Raw genomic sequence first — 16481 nt, 5'->3', positions numbered from 1 at the left:
CCCGAGTAATCTCGGGATTTTTTTATGGCTTTTAAGTTGTTAAATTACTGAGAAATAGGTTTTCCTGTAGTGTTTGAATTATCGGAAGAATCTGCAGTAGCTACTTTTACGTTTTGAGCACAGCAATCTAATTTAGATGATACAAATCCAGTAATTCGATAAGATCCCATAGAATGGACGTGTTTTTCAAATTTTGAAAAATTCAGGTTAATTTTAGAATCAACATCGTTAATTCTGGTATCAACTTCGTTATCTTTTGCCTTTAATTGACCGATACTATAATCCAGTACTTTGTAATTTACTACTGTTGCTGTTTTTTGCTTTTCCAGTTCAGCTTTCAATTGATTTATTTCATTTTGAAGTTGCGCTATTAATTCTTCCACAGCCGGCTTTTTTTCTTCTGCTTTTTGAATTTTTATATCAGTGCTGTTCACAGCTCTTATTTTTTGTCTCTCTTGAGCAGAAACAGTTAAGCAATTTAAAATAATAAAGCTCGAAACAATAAATAATTTTTTCATGGTTTTTGTTTTTAGGCCGTGAAAATAATAAATTATTGATTTGACAGATATGTTAAGCTTGTTTTCTAGATATAGTGCAATATTAATCGATTAAATGGTCATTTGTGTTGCGAATTGTATTCTGGACGAATTAGATAGATTAAAAGTAAAGGTTCCCGTTTAAGACTTTTTTATTTCTTTAAAACAGTTTTTAAATAAAATAATCCCGAAATACCAGCAATAAGAGAGCCTATAATAATATATAGTTTCGAATTGTTAATAACGGTTGCGTCTGTAAAAGCTAATAGAGCAATAAATATAGACATAGTAAAGCCAATTCCTCCTAAAATTCCTGCTCCAAAAATCATTTTCCAGTTTAAATCGTCCGGTAAAGAAGCTGCTTTAAGTTTTACTGATATCCAAGAAAATAATGTGATGCCTATAGGTTTGCCAAGAACTAATCCCAAAATTATTCCTAGACCATAAACAGGGAATAAACCTTCGTTTGGATTAAATTGCAATGAAATTGCGGTGTTTGCCAATGCAAATAAAGGAAGAATAATAAAAGCAACCGGCCAGTGTAATTTTTGTTCAAGTTGATAAGAAACAGTTTTCTTAGTCCCATTTTCAAAAGGTATGGCAAATGCAAGTAATACACCAGTAATAGTAGCATGTACCCCCGAATAAAGCATGAAATACCACATGAAAAGACCTAAAAAAAGATAGGGCCAAAGACGGTAAATTTTTAATCGGTTCATGAGTAGTAAAATACCAAACAGGCCTATTGCAATTCCCAGATTAACCCAGTCCATGTTGGTTGAATAAAATAAAGCTATGACGAGTATTGCTCCTAAATCATCAATTACTGCCAGAGCGGTCAGAAATACTTTTAATGAAGAAGGAACCTTATTGCCTAATAATGATAAAACTCCTATCGCAAAAGCTATGTCGGTAGCCATTGGAATCCCAATTCCGTTGCTGTATGGAGTGTTGTTGTTAAAGAAAAAATATGTTAAAGCAGGAAATACCATTCCGCCAACTGCGGCTAAAATGGGTAACATTGCATTTTTTATATTGGAAAGTTCTCCTATATAGATTTCCCGTTCTAACTCTAAACCAATCATCAAAAAGAAAATTGTCATCAAACCATCATTAATGATATGTTCTATACTTAAACCTCCGATTTTAGAATGCCATAAATGTTGATAGGATTCTCCCAAATTTGAATTGGTTAGTACAATTGAAAGAATTGTACAGAATATTAATATCAAGCCACTGGCTTTTTCGCTTTCAAAAAAAGAAGTAAAAAGTTTAGTTAATTTCACGAGTCAGTTTTTTAAGGAATTTTGGTAAATTTACAAGAAATAACCTCAATTTATGGCTTTTACCAGGAAAAGGAAAAAAATATTAGCAGCAACCCAAACGGGTTTCGGTTCAAATCCTGAAAATTACGGAGGACGCTTTATCAATAAAGACGGTTCAGCAAATGTTGTTAAAACAGGAATTCCTTTTATTGATCAAATCAGTTGGTTTCATACGTTGTTGGAAATGCCAGGCTTGAAATTCTTTACGGTAATTCTGAGTGTTTTTTTGTTTATCAATTTATTTTTCACCTGTGTTTATTACCTGATTGGGATAGAGAATTTAAATGGTGTTACTGCGGTAACTGAAATTGAAAAGTTCGGACAGGCTTATTTTTTTAGTGCACAAACGTTTACAACGGTGGGTTATGGACATATAAGCCCTAAAGGTTTTTGGATAAGTTTTACAGCGGCATTGGAAGCCTTGTCGGGATTGCTTGCTTTTGCCATTGCGACAGGTTTGCTTTATGGGCGTTTTAGTAAGCCTAAGGCGCATATTCTTTTTTCTGAAAACGCACTTATTGCACCTTTTAATGATGGGAAAGCTTTAATGGTTAGATTGGCTCCGTTTAAAAATGTCAATCTTTCTGATGCAACTGCAAAGCTGACAATGGGTTTGGAAGTTGAAGAAAAAGGAAAAAAGGTTTATAAATTTTTTAATTTGGATTTAGAATATGATGTGATTAACCTACTTACCTTGAATTGGACTATTGTTCATCCTATTACAGAAGACAGTCCGTTGTTTGAGTTTAAAGCGGAAGATTTTAAGGGTAAAAGCGGCGAAATTATTTTATACATCAATGCTTTTGATGATATGTTCAGTACTGTTGTGGCCAGAAGGACTTCATATACTTTTGATGAAGTTGTTTATGGAGCCAAATTTTTGCCAATGTTTGAAGATGATGACAGTATGAATACTACCATTTTGCATCTTGATAAATTGAATGAGTTTAAAAATGTTGACCTAATGTAAAGGTCTTTTCTTTATCATGCCGCCTTTGGTGTCTTTAATGCTGTTTTGTACTACAAAAGCTTTCGGGTCAATTTTTTCTATTTCAAAAATCAGTTTCGATACTTCAAGGCGGGTAACGACACAAAAAAGAACTTTTCCTTCATTTTCTGCTTCTCCGGAAGAGCCGTACCCTTTTTCAGATTTAAAGACTGTGACACCTCTTCCCAAATTGTGGATGATTGATTGTTTGATGGCATCGGCTTTTCTTGAAATGATATGGACACCAATATATTCTTCAATACCATTAATAATAAAATCAACCGTTTTTGAAGCAGAAAGATAAGTCAGCATTGAATACATGGCGGTTTCAATACTGATTAATAATGAAGCTGTCAAAAAAAGCACAACATTAAACAATGCAATGAAGTCACCAACGCTTAAGCTGCTGGTTCTGGATACGGTTATGGCTAAAACTTCGGTTCCATCAATTACAGCACCGCCTCTTATTGTCATTCCTATTCCTGCACCCAGGAAAAAACCGCCAAAGACCGCTATAAGTAATTTGTCAGATGTAATTATGGGAAGTTCAATAAAGTGGATTAGGATTGCTAGTGAAAATATCGCAAAAACACTTTTAAGCGCAAATGTTGTTGAAATCTGTCTGGCGCCAAAAAGTAAAAAAGGAATGTTTATAACAACAATTAAAATAGACAGGTCAATCTTTGTAATCCGCTCTGCCAACAAGGATACTCCTGTGGCGCCTCCATCAAGAAAATGGTTGGGAAGCAGGAATGCCTTTAAACCAATGCCGGCTAAAATAATTCCTGTGCCTATAAAAAACAAATCTTTTGCACTGCTTAAATAAGTTAGTTTTCTTAGGTATCGTGAACGTAATTTTCTGTTGAATCTATTGGGCATATATGTTTTTTTGCAAAATATGAAAAAGTATAATGGTTTGTTGTTAATGTTATTGTAAAAAACGTTTTATCTCAATTGGTAATTAATTGTAACATTTACTTTTTTGGCAACTTTACTTCTTATAAATAGAGGGAGTTCAATGTTATAATCATCAGTGTTCAATATGAAATCAGAGGTTAGTATAGTGGCATCTTCTTTTTTGTAAATTTTAGCTTGTATAGTAATCTCTTTTGATTTCCCGTGTATTTCCATTGTTCCGTTTATGTCATACTGTTGTGGAGTTGAACCGACTTCTTTCCAGTTGAAATTGGTCACCTTGCCTTTAAAAACTGCTTTTGGGTATTTGCTGCTTTCCATGTAATTTTCATTGAAATGTTCTTCCATCAGTGCCAGTCTGAATTTGAAACCTTTTATGAGAATCAAGCCGACAATTTCACCAGTATTTGTGTTTAGAATGCATCCGGAATTTTTATTGGTTGCTTTTACTTCTTCAAAAGAAGGAACTGATGCTTCGAATACAGTGGTTCCGGTTTTGGTTAGGATTTTATCCTGCGCATAAAAACCTGAGAGAAATACGTTACCAAGTAAAAAAAATACTAAAGTTTTCATTGATGACATTTTTTAAGTTAAAAAATCAGTCCTGAAAGCCGTCCTGCTGCCACTTTATAATTATGTCTATACTGACTTGTGGCAGTCTGGTTCCTCCGTAAGGCATCAAATCAGGATCTCCTTGCTGCAGGGATATCCGGTTGATTAATCCTTTGTTGATTATGGCGTCCTGTACTGATAACTTCGAATTTAATGGCATTGGTGCTCCATTTTTTGGAGGAGCGGTATGGCAGATTATGCAATTGTTGTCAATGATGGATTTAACATCTTTGCTGTAAGTCGCTTTTTCCGGGACAGGGTTTGTTAAATCTGATTCGCTTTGGTTTTCACAACTTGTAATAAGAAAAAAAAGTGATGGAATGATTGCTTTTTTCATAGAACCTGTGTTTGTGATTGAGTAATTAAAATTAGTTTAATTTTTGTAAAATATTAATAAAAATATTGTTAAATTTGATAGAATAAATTATTTTTTTATTAAAAATGAGTGATATTTTTAAAGTGTTATTGATTGTTTTGTGTATGCCAATGACCGGTTTTTCCCAATCGGATGTTTTTGCAATCGCGCGAACGGGTAATGTAAATGAGATGATTGAGTTGGTGAAAAAGAATCCTGATATTGTTAATGCGGTCAATGAGGAAGGAAATACACCATTGATTATAGCCTCTTATAAAAATAATTATGAGGTTGTTGAATTTATCGTTCAAAAGGTCAAAAATATTGATTGTACAAGTGGGATGGGAACGGCGTTAATGGCGGCTTCGGTGAAAAATAATATTCAAATTGTGAAATTATTGTTGAAAAATGGGGCAAATCCAAATTTTTCCGATAAGAATGGAACAACGGCTTTGCATTATGCAGTAAATTTTAAATTATACGATATAGCATCATTGTTGATTCAATACAAAGCGAATGTGGATTTGGCGGATATACGAAAAAAAACAGCTTTTGATTATGCTGTTATTGCAAATGATGATCAGATGATTCAAATTTTAAAAACTAAATAATATGAAAAAAAATGTACTTGCTTTTTTGGTCATAATTTTCTCTGTACTTGGTCTTATGGGGCAAAACTATTCCACCGGAACTATGACCTTTTTTGGTGACTACTCCGGAAAAATTGATGTAAACAGTACAACGGTTACTGTAACTTTAGTAGGTCCAAGCACCAGTTGGCTGGGCATAGGTTTTGATGCAACAACGATGGATGATACTGGTAAAGATGTTATTATTTTTAATGGGACTAACATATCAGACAGGAGTTTTGACGGTGTTGGTACAACTCCACCTACAGATACGCAAAATTGGACACTTTCTTCAAATACCGTCAATTCAACCGTTAGAACAGTTGTTATGACAAGAGCACGAGTTGCTACAGAATCAACCGATTATACGTTTCCTGCTTCGGCTCAGCCGTTGAATGTGATTTTTGCGAGACGTCCAGGTTCAACCTTAATAGGTTATCATGGTTTAGGGAATTGCGGTACATTAACAGCAAACTTATCTTTGGGAACTGAGGACTTTTTAATGGATACCCTAAAAGTATATCCAAATCCTTCAAAAGAATTTTTTGTGTTTGAACTCCCTGAAAAGGTTACAAAAGGAGAAGCGAAAATCTATGACTCACTTGGTAAGGTAATTATGAAACAGGAGATTTCCACTTTAGATAATAAATTGAATGTTTCAGGTTTAAGTAAAGGTTCTTATATGATGGTGTTGAGAACTGAATATGGAAATGCTGTAAAAACATTGATAATAGATTGAATTGCGTATGAAGTATTTGCTGATTATCTGCAGTTTCTTTTGTCAGTCTATTTCTGCACAGGATGATTTGTTGTCTCAGATAGATTCTACAGATGCAGATGCAAAAGTCGTGGCTGCTTTTAAAGCAATGAAAATCGTAAATTTAGAATCTACCAAACTTCTTGGAAAAAAAGAATTGTACTTTGTGGTAGCTCATCGGTTTGGATCTGTAAAAGAGGGTTTTGAAGGTTTTTTCGGTTTGGATAATGCAGTTACCCAAATTAAATTTATTTACGGAATTACAGATAAAATTTCATTGGCTGCAGGACGAAGTGAACAGGCTTATGATTTTTCAGCCAAGTATTTGATTGTTTCTCAAAAGGAGAATGGTTTCCCTTTTACATTTGTTGGATTTAACAGTTTAGGGTTTAACAATCAGATGAAGAAATCTAATTATCCCAAAATGGAGTTCAAAGACAGAATGATATATGTGAATCAGATTTTGATTTCCCGGAAATTCAATGACAAATTCTCGCTGGAGCTGGTTCCAACATACTTTCATGAAAATTTTGTAATTGATAATAATCAGGATAACAGTCAGTTTGCAATTGGAATGGGAGGAAGGTATAAAGTTTCTAAAAGAGTTTCTGTTAATTTGGATTATGCAGCTCATTTGAATCGTTCTTCAACGTCTGTTTACAGGAATCCCTTGTCTGTGGGTGTTGATATAGAAACCGGCGGACATGTATTCCAAATGCATTTTACAAACGCCCAGGCCATGCATGAGGCCGGATTTTTGGCTAATGCAACGGGCGATTGGGGTAAAGGGGATGTCTTTTTTGGTTTTAATCTGGTAAGGGTGTTTTAATTTTTCCTGTTTGATATTATTGGCAATCACAACGGTGATTGTTGCTTTTTGCTTTTTCAAAACATTCCAGACCTTCCTTAAGAGCAAAATAAGCAATTCCTATAGTTCCTATACTGTCAATATATGGGAAATGTGTTATGTAGTATATACCGCTGCTGGTTAATAATACAATGGACATGTACAGGCATACTTTTGTGCATTGTGCATCTGCAATAATGGCATGTGAGTTCAATTTTTTTCCTACGTTTGTTTTTGCTGTTATCAGTGTCCACATGACAAGAATCGAAAGTATTGAAATAATAATTCCCCAAAAAGTTGTTTCAGGCTGTTGGTGCGTATAAATATTGATAACGACAGATATTATAAGCCCGCCAGCCAATAAGAAAAAAGAAAAACCGGTGATGCGTAAAGCCTGATTTTCGAAATTATCTTTTTTACTTTCAGGATTTTTTCGGATGCGGAGAATCATATGTGTGATTCCCAGACCCGAAATAACTTCGATAAAGCTGTCGATTCCAAAACCGAATAAAACCAGGCTTTCATCCTCAAACCCAAAATAAGTGGAAATTATACCTTCGGCAATATTGTAGAATACCGTAATTAACGAAAGTCCAAACGCAATACTGTATAGTTTTTGAATTTGACCTTCCGTTAGTGTTTTCATGGTATCATGCTTTTTTGCAGCATCCGTCCAATTGTTCATAAGCAGCTACGTCAGCTTTTATTTCGTCAGCATCATAACCAAGTTTTGAAATACTGTTTTTGATGTTTTCCAAAGAAGTTTTCTGCGGATTGAAATAGACGGTGATTGTCATGTTTTTTTCGTCCAGTTCATACATTTTCACACCTTTAATTTTAAGCATGTTGGCTTGAAAATTTTTTCCGCAGGTTTCACATTCCCTGCAATGGTCGCAATAAATAGCGGTTTTGATAACTGCTTTCTGATTTTTATTTTGCTGTGCAGAAACTGTTGAGAAAGTCAGGAATGCAAAAAGGATAAATATGATTTTTTTCATTATGGTTTTTTTAAAGTATTTCTAATTGAACGTTGAAATTAGTCAAATGTGACAATGCATCTTCGGATTTATAATCGAAAGTCATTTCATGATTCTGTTTTTCCTTCTTATTGGAAATCATTTTTATACAGTTGTAAAAACGTCTGATATCATCGTCGGTAGATAAGATTAATCCTGGGACAGGAACATTGTTTCCGATTTCGTCTTTAGCCACCATAGTAAAATAAGAGGAGTTGCAGTGTTTTATTTTTCCGGTTTGGATGTTTTCTGCTTCAACCCGAATTCCAATAATCATAGAAGTGTTACCTGTGTAATTCACAGAAGCCCGCATGGTAACCAGTTCGCCTACTTCAATGGGGGCCAGAAAATCAACGGTATCAACCGATGCTGTTACACAGTAATGTCCTGAAAACTTTGAAGCACAGGCAAAAGCAATCTGATCCAGTAAAGACAAGATGTAACCACCATGAATTTTACCGCTGAAATTGGTGTGTGAAGGCAACATCAGTTCAGATATTACCACTTTTGATGATTTTACGGTTTTAAACTGATGACTCATTACTGATTCACTTTAACTTTAAAAGGAGAATCCTCTTTTACCACTTCGGTTACAAAATAAACCGTATCACCCCACCAGGGAAATGTCTTGTATCTCTCTTCGTAAGTAACTTTTACATATTCACCCTGTAGCTCTTTCATTTGCTGGATAACCTTTTCATCTTGGTCTAAAATTGAAAATTTAAAGATCTGCGCACCGGCTACTCCCTGGCTTAATTCACCTTCCCAGGTTTTGAAAATCATTCCTTTACGGCTGATTTTTATAAGTTCACCCGAACGGAATCCTTCACTAAAGGTTGCGTAATATAAAAAAGTGAAATAAGCGGTAAAGCCCACAATAATTGTGGCAATAGCGATAAAAAAGAATTTTCGTAGCATAGTTAGTTTGTTAGTTCGTTAGTTTCAGCTCTGTTTATTATAGATTCCGGGAGTGACTTTTTAGCTTTAGCTCCCATTTTTTTGAGTTTTTCAACACTGGTAACCAGATTCCCTTTTCCTTCCACCAGCTTGTTCATGGCACTTCCATATTCCGCTTTTGCTTCATCCATACGTTTGCCTATCTTAATCAAATCGGCCACAAAACCTTCGAATTTGTCGTATAAAGCTCCGGCCTGACGGGCAATTTCATAAGCGTTTTCCTGTTGTTTCTGATTGGTCCACATACTGTCAATGGTACGTAGTGTTGCCAATAAAGTGGAAGGTGTTACAATTACAATATTTTTTTCGAATGCTTTGTTGTACAGCGTTGCGTCTTCCTGTAAAGCGATGGCAAACGCAGGTTCTATCGGTACAAAAAGTAAAACAAAATCAGGACTTTCAATTTTGTATAAATCCTGATAGTTTTTTTCTCCCAGTTGGTCAACGTGACGCTTTAAAGCGATAACATGTTCTTTTAGGTATTGTTCTTTTAAACTGTCATCTTCTTCGTTTACATAACGCTCGTAAGCGGTAAGAGTCACCTTGGAATCGACAATCATTTTCTTGCCGTCAGGAAGATTAATCACCACATCAGGCTGAACACGTTGTCCTTCTTCGGTGGTAAAACTCTGCTGTACTTCGTACTCACGGCCTTTTTCCAATCCTGATTTTTCCAGCACGCGCTCCAAAACCAATTCGCCCCAGTTCCCCTGCATTTTGCTGTCACCTTTTAAGGCTTTGGTCAGATTTAAAGTTTCTTTGCTCATCTGAACGTTAAGTTCTTTTAATCCTAAGATTTGCTGGCGTAAAGCAGCGTGGTAATCAATGCTTTCTTTGTGGGTATCTTCTACTTTTTTCTCAAAATGCTGGATTTTATCCTGTAGGGGAGATAATATGTTTTTGAGGTTTTCTTTGTTTTGTTCTGTGAATTTGGTCGATTTTTCTTCCAGTATTTTGTTGGCTAGATTTTCAAATTCTTTGGTGAATTTTTCCTGAAGCTGTTCTACTTCCTGTTTCTGCTCTTTGTTACGTTCCAGTAGATTGTCAAAATCGACTTCTTTTTTAGTCAGCTGAATGGCCAAAGAATCTTTTTCAATACGGATGGTCTCTTTTTCGGTATTGCTGTTTTTTAATTGCACTTCCCATTGGTTTCTTTCCGCTTGAAACTGTTGTTTTAATTGCTCGATTTGGGAAATCAATCCGTTGTTTTTTTCTTCCAATGATGCTTTTTCCGACTTCGAATTGGCTGAAAATAATGCTTTGCCAATGAAAATCCCTATGATTAAAGCAATAATAAATGCGGCTAGTATGATGATGGTGTCTGACATGGATTGTGATTTATTTTTGTAAAAATAAGGAAATAAAATTATTGATAAAAGGTAAAGATGTCAACAATTGGACGGTCTAAAATTATTCATTTTCCAGCTAACTTGAATTTTATTACATTGCATTATTTATAACAGATTGCATGAGAATAAATTCTATCCAAAGAAATATAGTTTTAGTTGTTTTTATTATTCTGAAAATAGCGCTTCAATTTCATTTAGTGTCTTCTGATTATACCTTGCACAGAGATGAATTTTTACATCTGGATCAGGGACAGCATCCGGACTGGGGCTTTATTTCTGTTCCGCCTTTGACTTCATGGATATCGTACCTTATTTACCTGCTTGGGAATTCGGTTTTCTGGATTAAATTTTTCCCGGCTTTGTTTGGGGCTTTGACTCTTGTTGTGGTTTGGAAAACTATTGAAGAATTGAATGGTGGCTGGTTTGCTTTGGTTTTAGGAGCAATTTCCGTGTTGTTCTCCGTGATACTCCGGATAAATATTTTGTATCAGCCTAACAGTCTTGATATTTTGCTTTGGACAGTGGTTTATTATGCAATTATCAAGTACATCAAAACGGAAAAAAACAATTGGTTGTATGCGGCAGGAATCAGCTTTGCTTTTGGTTTTCTGAATAAATACAACATAGCGTTTCTTGTTTTGGGAATTATTCCCGCTTTACTGCTTACGTCACAGCGAAAAGTACTTGTAAATAAGCATTTGTATTATGCAGTAGGATTGGCTTTTGTAATTGTTCTGCCCAATTTGATCTGGCAATATCAAAATAATTTTCCGGTTGTGCACCATATGAAGGAATTGCAGGAAACCCAACTGCAGAAAATAGATAAAGCCGATTTTTTTAAAGAACAGATTTTGTTCTTTCTTGGTTCTTTTTTTGTGCTGTTAATCAGTTTTATTGGGTTTTGGATCTATAAACCTTTTAGAAATTACAGGGTGTTTTTTTGGTCATTTATTATGACAATGTTCTTTTTCGTGATTTTAAATGGGAAAGCCTATTACACAATAGGACTTTATCCTGTCTTATTGGCTTTTGGTGCCGTTTATACTGAAAAATTATTAGAAAAAAAGTGGTTGTTATACCTTAGACCAGTATGTATTTTGATTCCGTTATTACTGTTTATGCCTATGTATCAATTGGCTTTTCCCAACAAAAGCCCTAAATACATAAAAGAGCATTCTGAAAAGTATAAAGAATTAGGTATGTTGCGATGGGAAGACGGTAACGATCATGATTTACCGCAGGATTTTGCAGATATGCTGGGTTGGGAGGAGTTGGCTCAAAAAACGGATAAAGCTTTGGGAATTATCGGGGATACTGATAATGTAATGGTTTTATGTGATAATTATGGTCAGGCAGGGGCAATCAATTTTTACAAAAAGAATAAATCGGTTAGTGCCGTTTCTTTCAATGCCGATTATGTCAATTGGTTTCCTTTGGATAAAAAAATAGAAACGGTTATTTTGGTTAAGGAAGCTGAAAATAAATTGGAAGCAAAAACATTTTACGGAAAAATATTTTCTACAGTGGAAGACTTCGATTCGGTTCAAAACAATTTGGCACGCGAGTATGGAACAACAATTTTTATCTTGAAAAAGCCAAAAACAGATATTAAAGCAGTGCTGAAAAAATGGATTACTGAAAGCAAAGAATGAGCTAATCAAAAGGATCCAATTCAGGAACTATGAATTTTTTTAGCTGTTTCTGATTTAAAATATCAGTTGTGAAATGAGTCGCCAACAATTCTATGAAATTTGTCTTTAAAGTAATATTTTTAGTAATGAAATCATGAAATGAAGTTGCATTAGATTTTTTAAATGTTGTTCGAGTTCACCGTTTGATTACTCAAAATATTTTTCCATCAAATAGGTTTTAGAATTATAAAATTAATGATGTTTGTTTTAGAATAACTGTATTTTTGCTGAATATTATGAAACACCGCCATTTTATCCTCCACAAACCACACGGTTACTTAAGTCAGTTTATTTATGAAAAGAAACGCCCTAAGAAGAAATTAGGCGAATTGTATGATTTCCCAGAAGGAACAATGGCAATAGGTCGATTGGATGAAGATTCTGAAGGCATTTTGCTTTTAACCACTGATGGGATGATGAGTGAAATTGTGCGGAGCAAGACCATTGAAAAGGAATATTTTGCTCAAGTAGATGGGCTTATCACTGATGAAGCTATTGAAAAGTTAAAAAACGGTGTTGAAATTGGTTTCAAAGGTATTCGCTACACTACCAAAAATTGTCAGGCTCATAAAATAGAAGTTTTACCTAATTACATTGGCGAAGGAAGACGCATACGTGATGAACGTCACGGACCTACAAGTTGGGTTTCCATTACCTTGACTGAAGGCAAATTTCGTCAAGTAAGAAAAATGACAGCAGCAGTTGGATTTCCTACGTTGCGGCTGGTCAGAATTAGAGTTGGTGATGTCAGGTTGGATGGTTTGAAGACAGGAGAGGTGATTGAAGTTTCCGATTTTTTTGATGAATTATAAAAATGAATAATACAGTATCTGTTAAAGAAGCTATTACTAAAGGGAAAATATATTTAATGTTGGTTCCCTGTTTAATAATCTTTGAGCTTCCTATTTTAGTGGGTTTTCTAGCTTTTTTTTATGAATTTTCCCCATGGATAATTTTAATTTCTATTGTTTTCGGAATTATTTTAGGATGTCTTTTTTGGAGTTATAATGTTGTTAAGTGGAAAATCTGGGCATATGAAAATGTAAGAAATGTACATGAATTAAAACGAAAAGCTATTCGATACAATTTGATTCATTCAGACAATAGTTGGCTCAATAAAACAGAAATAATAAATGATCATCAACGTCAAAGATTGGAACAACTGGAAAAGAAATTTCAGATAGAAGATATTTATCATGATGACCCTTCAATTCCTTCAGAAATCAGAGTTTCTTATTCAAAATGGAAAGCATTAGCAAATTTTATAGTTTTTGGAGTCGTTGTTTTATTAGGTTTTGCCTTGAAATATGAAGGTAAAATTGCTTTTGGTTGGGTAATAATTATAGTTGGAGCATATTTTATGTATAAAAATGCTAGAAAATTGTTCCTTATGACCGCTTTGTTTAAAATGAATGATAACGGGATAACAACACCTGAATTTGGTTGTCTCACCTGGGATTTAGTACCTTATTGCTATGTAGAACAAAGAGGATTGGGTAAGCATTCTGAGGAATATTTTACTTTCTTTGCTAAAGGAAAAGGAAGTCACGAAATCCTTCTGGATAAAACAAATATTTCTATGGAGAAGTTAGAAGATTGTATTAGGGTTTACAGAATTAGATTTCAAAATAAGAACATTTCTTAATTAAGATTTAAAAACATTCTATCTCTTTTATGCGTAACAACAACCTTGACATACTTAAAGTAGTAATGGCATTTTTAGTCATTGCACTGCATGTTTTTCCTGTTTCTAAAATTGGAGGAATTGAAGGGCTGATTTCGTATGAAATTGCCAGCGGGATTACCCGTATAGCAGTACCGACATTCTTTTTGATTTCAGGTTATTTTTTACGGAATAAATTAAATGATAAAGCGTATTTGTGGAAATATGCCAAACGTATTTTGTTGTTGTATATCGTTTGGCAGCTGATTTATCTGCCGGATTTGTACCGCTTTTACTATTTAGGTTGGTTTTCGCATACCAGTATGATTTTAAAACTTATTTATGGTTATTGGCATTTATGGTATTTGCTAGCGACTGTATTGGCAGTTGGAATTTTATATTTTATCAGGGATTTTTCTTTGGCCTCAAAAGCATTTCTAAGTATCGCTTTATTGGTGATTGGTTATGTATATCAGATTTTAATTCAAGCCGATTTGATCCATCGTAATTTGGATCTTCAGTTCTTATATGAAGTCATTGGGACAACCAGGAACTTTTTATTTTTTGCTTTTCCAATGATGCTGATAGGTACTATGTATGAATCATGGAAATCAAAAATTGAGAAAATAAAAAGTCTGTTAGTGCCGCTTTGGCTGTTGCTTATGACTGAAGTTGGTTTTTATTATATGCATGGTGTTAAAGCTATGGATTTTCTGATTGTACTTCCATTACTGAGTATGCTTGTTTTTTACTGGGTAAAGAAATCAAAACCGGTTACAGCTGCAACTATACATCCAACACTTTCTTTGGGTGTTTATTTATGTCATCCTTATGCCATCCGTATAGTAAATGAATTTTTGCCGGAAAAGGGATTTTACGATTGGTTGGTCAAATATCCAATAATTTGTCTGCTGGCGCTTGGTTTGTGGTGGCTTGTGGATAAAGTCAATAAGAAATTTTCGTGTTTTCTATAGTCTATTGTTTTTAAAATATTGATAATTAATATTTTAGAAACAATTTCTTAACATTTAAGATGTAAATTAGTATATATTTTAAATGAAACATTATGAGCGAGATTGTTTTAACATTGTTGGGAGGGCTTGTTTTATTTCTTTATGCAATTACAAATCTTTCAGATCTTATAAAAAAAGTTACTGAGGCAAAGCCCAAAAAATGGTTGCTGCGGTTTACCAAAAATCTTTTTACAGCTATTTTGACAGGAACTGTCATTACCATTATTCTGGATTCTTCATCAGTTGTTATCATACTTACAATTGTTCTGGTAAATGCTGGTTTACTGACATTCAGAGAAGCTATGGGTATAGTGATGGGAGCAAATATTGGAACGACAATCAGCAGTCAGATTATTGCGCTCGATATAACGAAGTATTCTCCTATTTTTCTTGTTATCGGAATGGTGATGATTTTGTTGTACTCAAAAGAGAAAATGAAACAAACGGGCAGGCTTTTGATTTATTTTGGTATGCTGTTTTTTGGATTGTTTATTATGGAAACAGCAATAACGCCATTAAAAAGCGAGCCGATTTTTGAACAGTGGATGCATGCCATGGACAATCCTATTAAAGGTACCCTGACCGGAGCTTTAGTTACTGTGATAATCCAATCTTCTTCCGCAACTGTGGGTATGGCTATAATTTTGGTAAAAAAAGGAGCTTTAAGTCTGATAGGCGGTATTGCTGTTATGCTGGGAGCGGAACTTGGTACCTGCAGTGATACATTGATGGCAACAATAAAAGGAAGTAGACAGGGAATTAAAACAGGAATTTTTCATCTGGTGTTTAATTTAATGTCAATACTATTGTGTCTTGCTTTGTTTGATTATTTTGTTGACTTTGTGAAATACATAAGCGGAACAATTGCTTTTGAAAAGATTTTAGCCAATGCTCATTTTATTTTTAATGTTTTAGGGGTTTTGCTTTTCGTTTGGTTTGTTCCATTTTTTGAAAAAGCATTGAATTATTTTCTCCCTGAAAAAACAGAATTTAACAGGGAGAAAATAATAAAAACAATTACTTGATCAGTTTTCTTATTCGGTTTTGAAAATTTCATCGAAGAAAACCTTCATAGCTTCCCAGGAACGTTTGGCAGCCTTTTCGTTATAGGCAACTCCTGAAGCTTTGTTGTTTCCTGCATCTTTGTGGGTGAAAGCATGAACCGCATTTGCATAGTAAACCATCTGCCAGTCGGCTTTGGTTTTGTTCATTTCTTCCTGAAATGCTTTGATTTCGGCTTCCGGAACAAAAAAATCATCGGCGCCGTGTAAAATTAATACTTTCGGTTTTATGGGTTCAATATTTCTTGTGGCATCTCTTCCCAATCCGCCATGAAAAGAGACAACACCTTGTACTTTCATATTGGAACGGGCAGCTTCGATAGCTCCTGAACCTCCAAAGCAATACCCAATTACTGCTATTTTATCCGGATTGGCACCAGCTTTTATCAATTGGTCCAAAGCCAGTTGAATTCTTTTTTGGTACTCAAGATAATTGGTTTTATAATGACCTGCTATTTGCCCGGCTTCTTTAGTATTCTGAGGTCTTTTATCCACTCCGTAGATATCGGCTACGAAAGTTATATAGCCCAGTTTTGCTAATTCGGTGGCATTTTCTTTGGCATTGTGTTCAATCCCCATCCAAGCTGGGAGAAGTAAGACTCCGGCTTTGTGTTTTAATATTGTTTTAGGTTGGGCTAATATACCTTCCAGTTGTTGATTGCCATCAGTATAAGAAACATTTCTTAATTGGGCTTGTATTGACATTATTGATAGAAATATAATGATTGTTGAGAAAGAAAATCTTGTATTCATGATTTTACTTTTTT

General features: G+C 34.5%; 20 protein-coding genes. 9 read left to right on the top strand and 11 right to left on the bottom strand.

From position 1 onward, the window contains the following. Nucleotides 1-44: 44 nt before the first annotated feature. Complete coding sequence (locus tag EZM65_RS11480) at nucleotides 45-518, bottom strand: hypothetical protein (RefSeq protein ID WP_136668705.1); 474 nt, start codon at nucleotides 516-518, stop codon at nucleotides 45-47. Between the two features lie 170 nt (nucleotides 519-688). After that, complete coding sequence (gene nhaA / locus EZM65_RS11475; RefSeq protein WP_136668704.1) at nucleotides 689-1822, bottom strand: Na+/H+ antiporter NhaA; 1134 nt, start codon at nucleotides 1820-1822, stop codon at nucleotides 689-691. 52 nt (nucleotides 1823-1874) lie between these two features. On the opposite strand from nhaA, the gene EZM65_RS11470 reads away from it, so the two are divergent. Continuing rightward, entirely contained in the window at nucleotides 1875-2831 is a 957-nt protein-coding gene (locus EZM65_RS11470; RefSeq protein ID WP_136668703.1) for an ion channel, read from the top strand. Here the strand turns inward: EZM65_RS11470 and EZM65_RS11465 are convergent. The 3 genes from EZM65_RS11465 to EZM65_RS11455 form a co-directional block, all read right to left on the bottom strand. Further along, complete coding sequence (locus EZM65_RS11465) at nucleotides 2823-3728, bottom strand: YitT family protein (RefSeq protein ID WP_136668702.1); 906 nt, start codon at nucleotides 3726-3728, stop codon at nucleotides 2823-2825. The genes EZM65_RS11470 and EZM65_RS11465 overlap by 9 nt on opposite strands. A gap of 66 nt (nucleotides 3729-3794) precedes the next feature. Beyond that, on the bottom strand, nucleotides 3795-4337 hold the full coding sequence (locus EZM65_RS11460) for a YceI family protein (RefSeq protein WP_136668701.1): 543 nt from the start codon (nucleotides 4335-4337) through the stop codon (nucleotides 3795-3797). A 25-nt stretch (nucleotides 4338-4362) separates the two neighbouring features. Next, a complete protein-coding gene (locus EZM65_RS11455) occupies nucleotides 4363-4713 on the bottom strand; it encodes a hypothetical protein (RefSeq protein WP_136668700.1) in 351 nt (116 codons plus the stop codon). A gap of 104 nt (nucleotides 4714-4817) precedes the next feature. On the opposite strand from EZM65_RS11455, the gene EZM65_RS11450 reads away from it, so the two are divergent. The 3 genes from EZM65_RS11450 to EZM65_RS11440 are packed head-to-tail and all read left to right on the top strand — an operon-like array spanning nucleotide 4818 to nucleotide 6946. Then, complete coding sequence (locus EZM65_RS11450; RefSeq protein WP_136668699.1) at nucleotides 4818-5342, top strand: ankyrin repeat domain-containing protein; 525 nt, start codon at nucleotides 4818-4820, stop codon at nucleotides 5340-5342. A 1-nt stretch (nucleotide 5343) separates the two neighbouring features. Further along, nucleotides 5344-6099, top strand: a complete 756-nt coding sequence (locus tag EZM65_RS11445; protein ID WP_136668698.1) for a T9SS type A sorting domain-containing protein — start codon at nucleotides 5344-5346, stop codon at nucleotides 6097-6099. Between the two features lie 7 nt (nucleotides 6100-6106). Then, nucleotides 6107-6946 carry a DUF5777 family beta-barrel protein gene (locus EZM65_RS11440; RefSeq protein ID WP_136668697.1) on the top strand — a complete coding sequence of 280 codons (840 nt, stop codon included), beginning with the start codon at nucleotides 6107-6109 and terminating at the stop codon, nucleotides 6944-6946. A 16-nt stretch (nucleotides 6947-6962) separates the two neighbouring features. Here the strand turns inward: EZM65_RS11440 and EZM65_RS11435 are convergent, their stop codons facing one another. The 5 genes from EZM65_RS11435 to EZM65_RS11415 are packed head-to-tail and all read right to left on the bottom strand — an operon-like array spanning nucleotide 6963 to nucleotide 10265. Beyond that, the gene (locus EZM65_RS11435) at nucleotides 6963-7610 is read right to left on the bottom strand and encodes a cation transporter (RefSeq protein WP_136668696.1); all 648 of its coding nucleotides are present in this window, start codon (nucleotides 7608-7610) and stop codon (nucleotides 6963-6965) included. 4 nt (nucleotides 7611-7614) lie between these two features. Then, nucleotides 7615-7962 carry a heavy-metal-associated domain-containing protein gene (locus tag EZM65_RS11430; RefSeq protein WP_136668695.1) on the bottom strand — a complete coding sequence of 116 codons (348 nt, stop codon included), beginning with the start codon at nucleotides 7960-7962 and terminating at the stop codon, nucleotides 7615-7617. A 10-nt stretch (nucleotides 7963-7972) separates the two neighbouring features. Continuing rightward, nucleotides 7973-8521 carry an acyl-CoA thioesterase gene (locus tag EZM65_RS11425; protein WP_136668694.1) on the bottom strand — a complete coding sequence of 183 codons (549 nt, stop codon included), beginning with the start codon at nucleotides 8519-8521 and terminating at the stop codon, nucleotides 7973-7975. Next, complete coding sequence (locus tag EZM65_RS11420) at nucleotides 8521-8898, bottom strand: 6-phosphogluconate dehydrogenase (RefSeq protein WP_136668693.1); 378 nt, start codon at nucleotides 8896-8898, stop codon at nucleotides 8521-8523. Before EZM65_RS11420 ends, EZM65_RS11425 begins: the two co-directional genes overlap by 1 nt. A gap of 2 nt (nucleotides 8899-8900) precedes the next feature. Continuing rightward, nucleotides 8901-10265 (bottom strand): DNA recombination protein RmuC, encoded by a 1365-nt coding sequence (locus EZM65_RS11415; protein ID WP_136668692.1) that lies wholly within the window; start codon nucleotides 10263-10265, stop codon nucleotides 8901-8903. Between the two features lie 140 nt (nucleotides 10266-10405). Between EZM65_RS11415 and EZM65_RS11410 the strand changes: the two genes are divergently transcribed. The 5 genes from EZM65_RS11410 to EZM65_RS11390 all read left to right on the top strand — a co-directional run bounded on the left by EZM65_RS11410 (nucleotide 10406) and on the right by EZM65_RS11390 (nucleotide 15678). Beyond that, complete coding sequence (locus EZM65_RS11410) at nucleotides 10406-11938, top strand: glycosyltransferase family 39 protein (RefSeq protein WP_136668691.1); 1533 nt, start codon at nucleotides 10406-10408, stop codon at nucleotides 11936-11938. Nucleotides 11939-12213: 275 nt separating this feature from the next. Beyond that, entirely contained in the window at nucleotides 12214-12789 is a 576-nt protein-coding gene (locus EZM65_RS11405; protein ID WP_136668690.1) for a pseudouridine synthase, read from the top strand. Between the two features lie 2 nt (nucleotides 12790-12791). Further along, nucleotides 12792-13622, top strand: a complete 831-nt coding sequence (locus tag EZM65_RS11400; protein WP_136668689.1) for a hypothetical protein — start codon at nucleotides 12792-12794, stop codon at nucleotides 13620-13622. A gap of 29 nt (nucleotides 13623-13651) precedes the next feature. Further along, the gene (locus EZM65_RS11395; protein WP_136668688.1) at nucleotides 13652-14614 is read left to right on the top strand and encodes an acyltransferase; all 963 of its coding nucleotides are present in this window, start codon (nucleotides 13652-13654) and stop codon (nucleotides 14612-14614) included. 92 nt (nucleotides 14615-14706) lie between these two features. After that, nucleotides 14707-15678 (top strand): Na/Pi cotransporter family protein, encoded by a 972-nt coding sequence (locus EZM65_RS11390; RefSeq protein ID WP_136668687.1) that lies wholly within the window; start codon nucleotides 14707-14709, stop codon nucleotides 15676-15678. 9 nt (nucleotides 15679-15687) lie between these two features. Here the strand turns inward: EZM65_RS11390 and EZM65_RS11385 are convergent, their stop codons facing one another. Then, complete coding sequence (locus EZM65_RS11385; RefSeq protein ID WP_136668686.1) at nucleotides 15688-16467, bottom strand: dienelactone hydrolase family protein; 780 nt, start codon at nucleotides 16465-16467, stop codon at nucleotides 15688-15690. Between the last annotated feature and the right edge of the window lie 14 nt (nucleotides 16468-16481).

The sequence above is a fragment of the Flavobacterium sp. H122 genome (assembly GCF_004959765.1).
Lineage (GTDB): Bacteria > Bacteroidota > Bacteroidia > Flavobacteriales > Flavobacteriaceae > Flavobacterium.
Note: the sequence above shows the minus strand (reverse complement) of the source record. Positions and strands in the feature narration are given on the sequence as shown.

Coding starts and splice junctions, on each gene's coding strand:
- EZM65_RS11480 (WP_136668705.1), bottom strand. CDS start 518: ATGAAAAAATTATTTATTGTTTCGAGCTTTATTATTTTAAATTGCTTA.
- EZM65_RS11400 (WP_136668689.1), top strand. CDS start 12,792: ATGAATAATACAGTATCTGTTAAAGAAGCTATTACTAAAGGGAAAATA.
- EZM65_RS11455 (WP_136668700.1), bottom strand. CDS start 4,713: ATGAAAAAAGCAATCATTCCATCACTTTTTTTTCTTATTACAAGTTGT.
- EZM65_RS11430 (WP_136668695.1), bottom strand. CDS start 7,962: ATGAAAAAAATCATATTTATCCTTTTTGCATTCCTGACTTTCTCAACA.
- EZM65_RS11450 (WP_136668699.1), top strand. CDS start 4,818: ATGAGTGATATTTTTAAAGTGTTATTGATTGTTTTGTGTATGCCAATG.
- EZM65_RS11460 (WP_136668701.1), bottom strand. CDS start 4,337: ATGAAAACTTTAGTATTTTTTTTACTTGGTAACGTATTTCTCTCAGGT.
- EZM65_RS11420 (WP_136668693.1), bottom strand. CDS start 8,898: ATGCTACGAAAATTCTTTTTTATCGCTATTGCCACAATTATTGTGGGC.
- EZM65_RS11440 (WP_136668697.1), top strand. CDS start 6,107: ATGAAGTATTTGCTGATTATCTGCAGTTTCTTTTGTCAGTCTATTTCT.
- EZM65_RS11465 (WP_136668702.1), bottom strand. CDS start 3,728: ATGCCCAATAGATTCAACAGAAAATTACGTTCACGATACCTAAGAAAA.
- EZM65_RS11470 (WP_136668703.1), top strand. CDS start 1,875: ATGGCTTTTACCAGGAAAAGGAAAAAAATATTAGCAGCAACCCAAACG.
- EZM65_RS11410 (WP_136668691.1), top strand. CDS start 10,406: ATGAGAATAAATTCTATCCAAAGAAATATAGTTTTAGTTGTTTTTATT.
- EZM65_RS11385 (WP_136668686.1), bottom strand. CDS start 16,467: ATGAATACAAGATTTTCTTTCTCAACAATCATTATATTTCTATCAATA.
- EZM65_RS11405 (WP_136668690.1), top strand. CDS start 12,214: ATGAAACACCGCCATTTTATCCTCCACAAACCACACGGTTACTTAAGT.
- EZM65_RS11425 (WP_136668694.1), bottom strand. CDS start 8,521: ATGAGTCATCAGTTTAAAACCGTAAAATCATCAAAAGTGGTAATATCT.
- EZM65_RS11395 (WP_136668688.1), top strand. CDS start 13,652: ATGCGTAACAACAACCTTGACATACTTAAAGTAGTAATGGCATTTTTA.
- EZM65_RS11435 (WP_136668696.1), bottom strand. CDS start 7,610: ATGAAAACACTAACGGAAGGTCAAATTCAAAAACTATACAGTATTGCG.
- EZM65_RS11390 (WP_136668687.1), top strand. CDS start 14,707: ATGAGCGAGATTGTTTTAACATTGTTGGGAGGGCTTGTTTTATTTCTT.
- EZM65_RS11445 (WP_136668698.1), top strand. CDS start 5,344: ATGAAAAAAAATGTACTTGCTTTTTTGGTCATAATTTTCTCTGTACTT.
- EZM65_RS11415 (WP_136668692.1), bottom strand. CDS start 10,265: ATGTCAGACACCATCATCATACTAGCCGCATTTATTATTGCTTTAATC.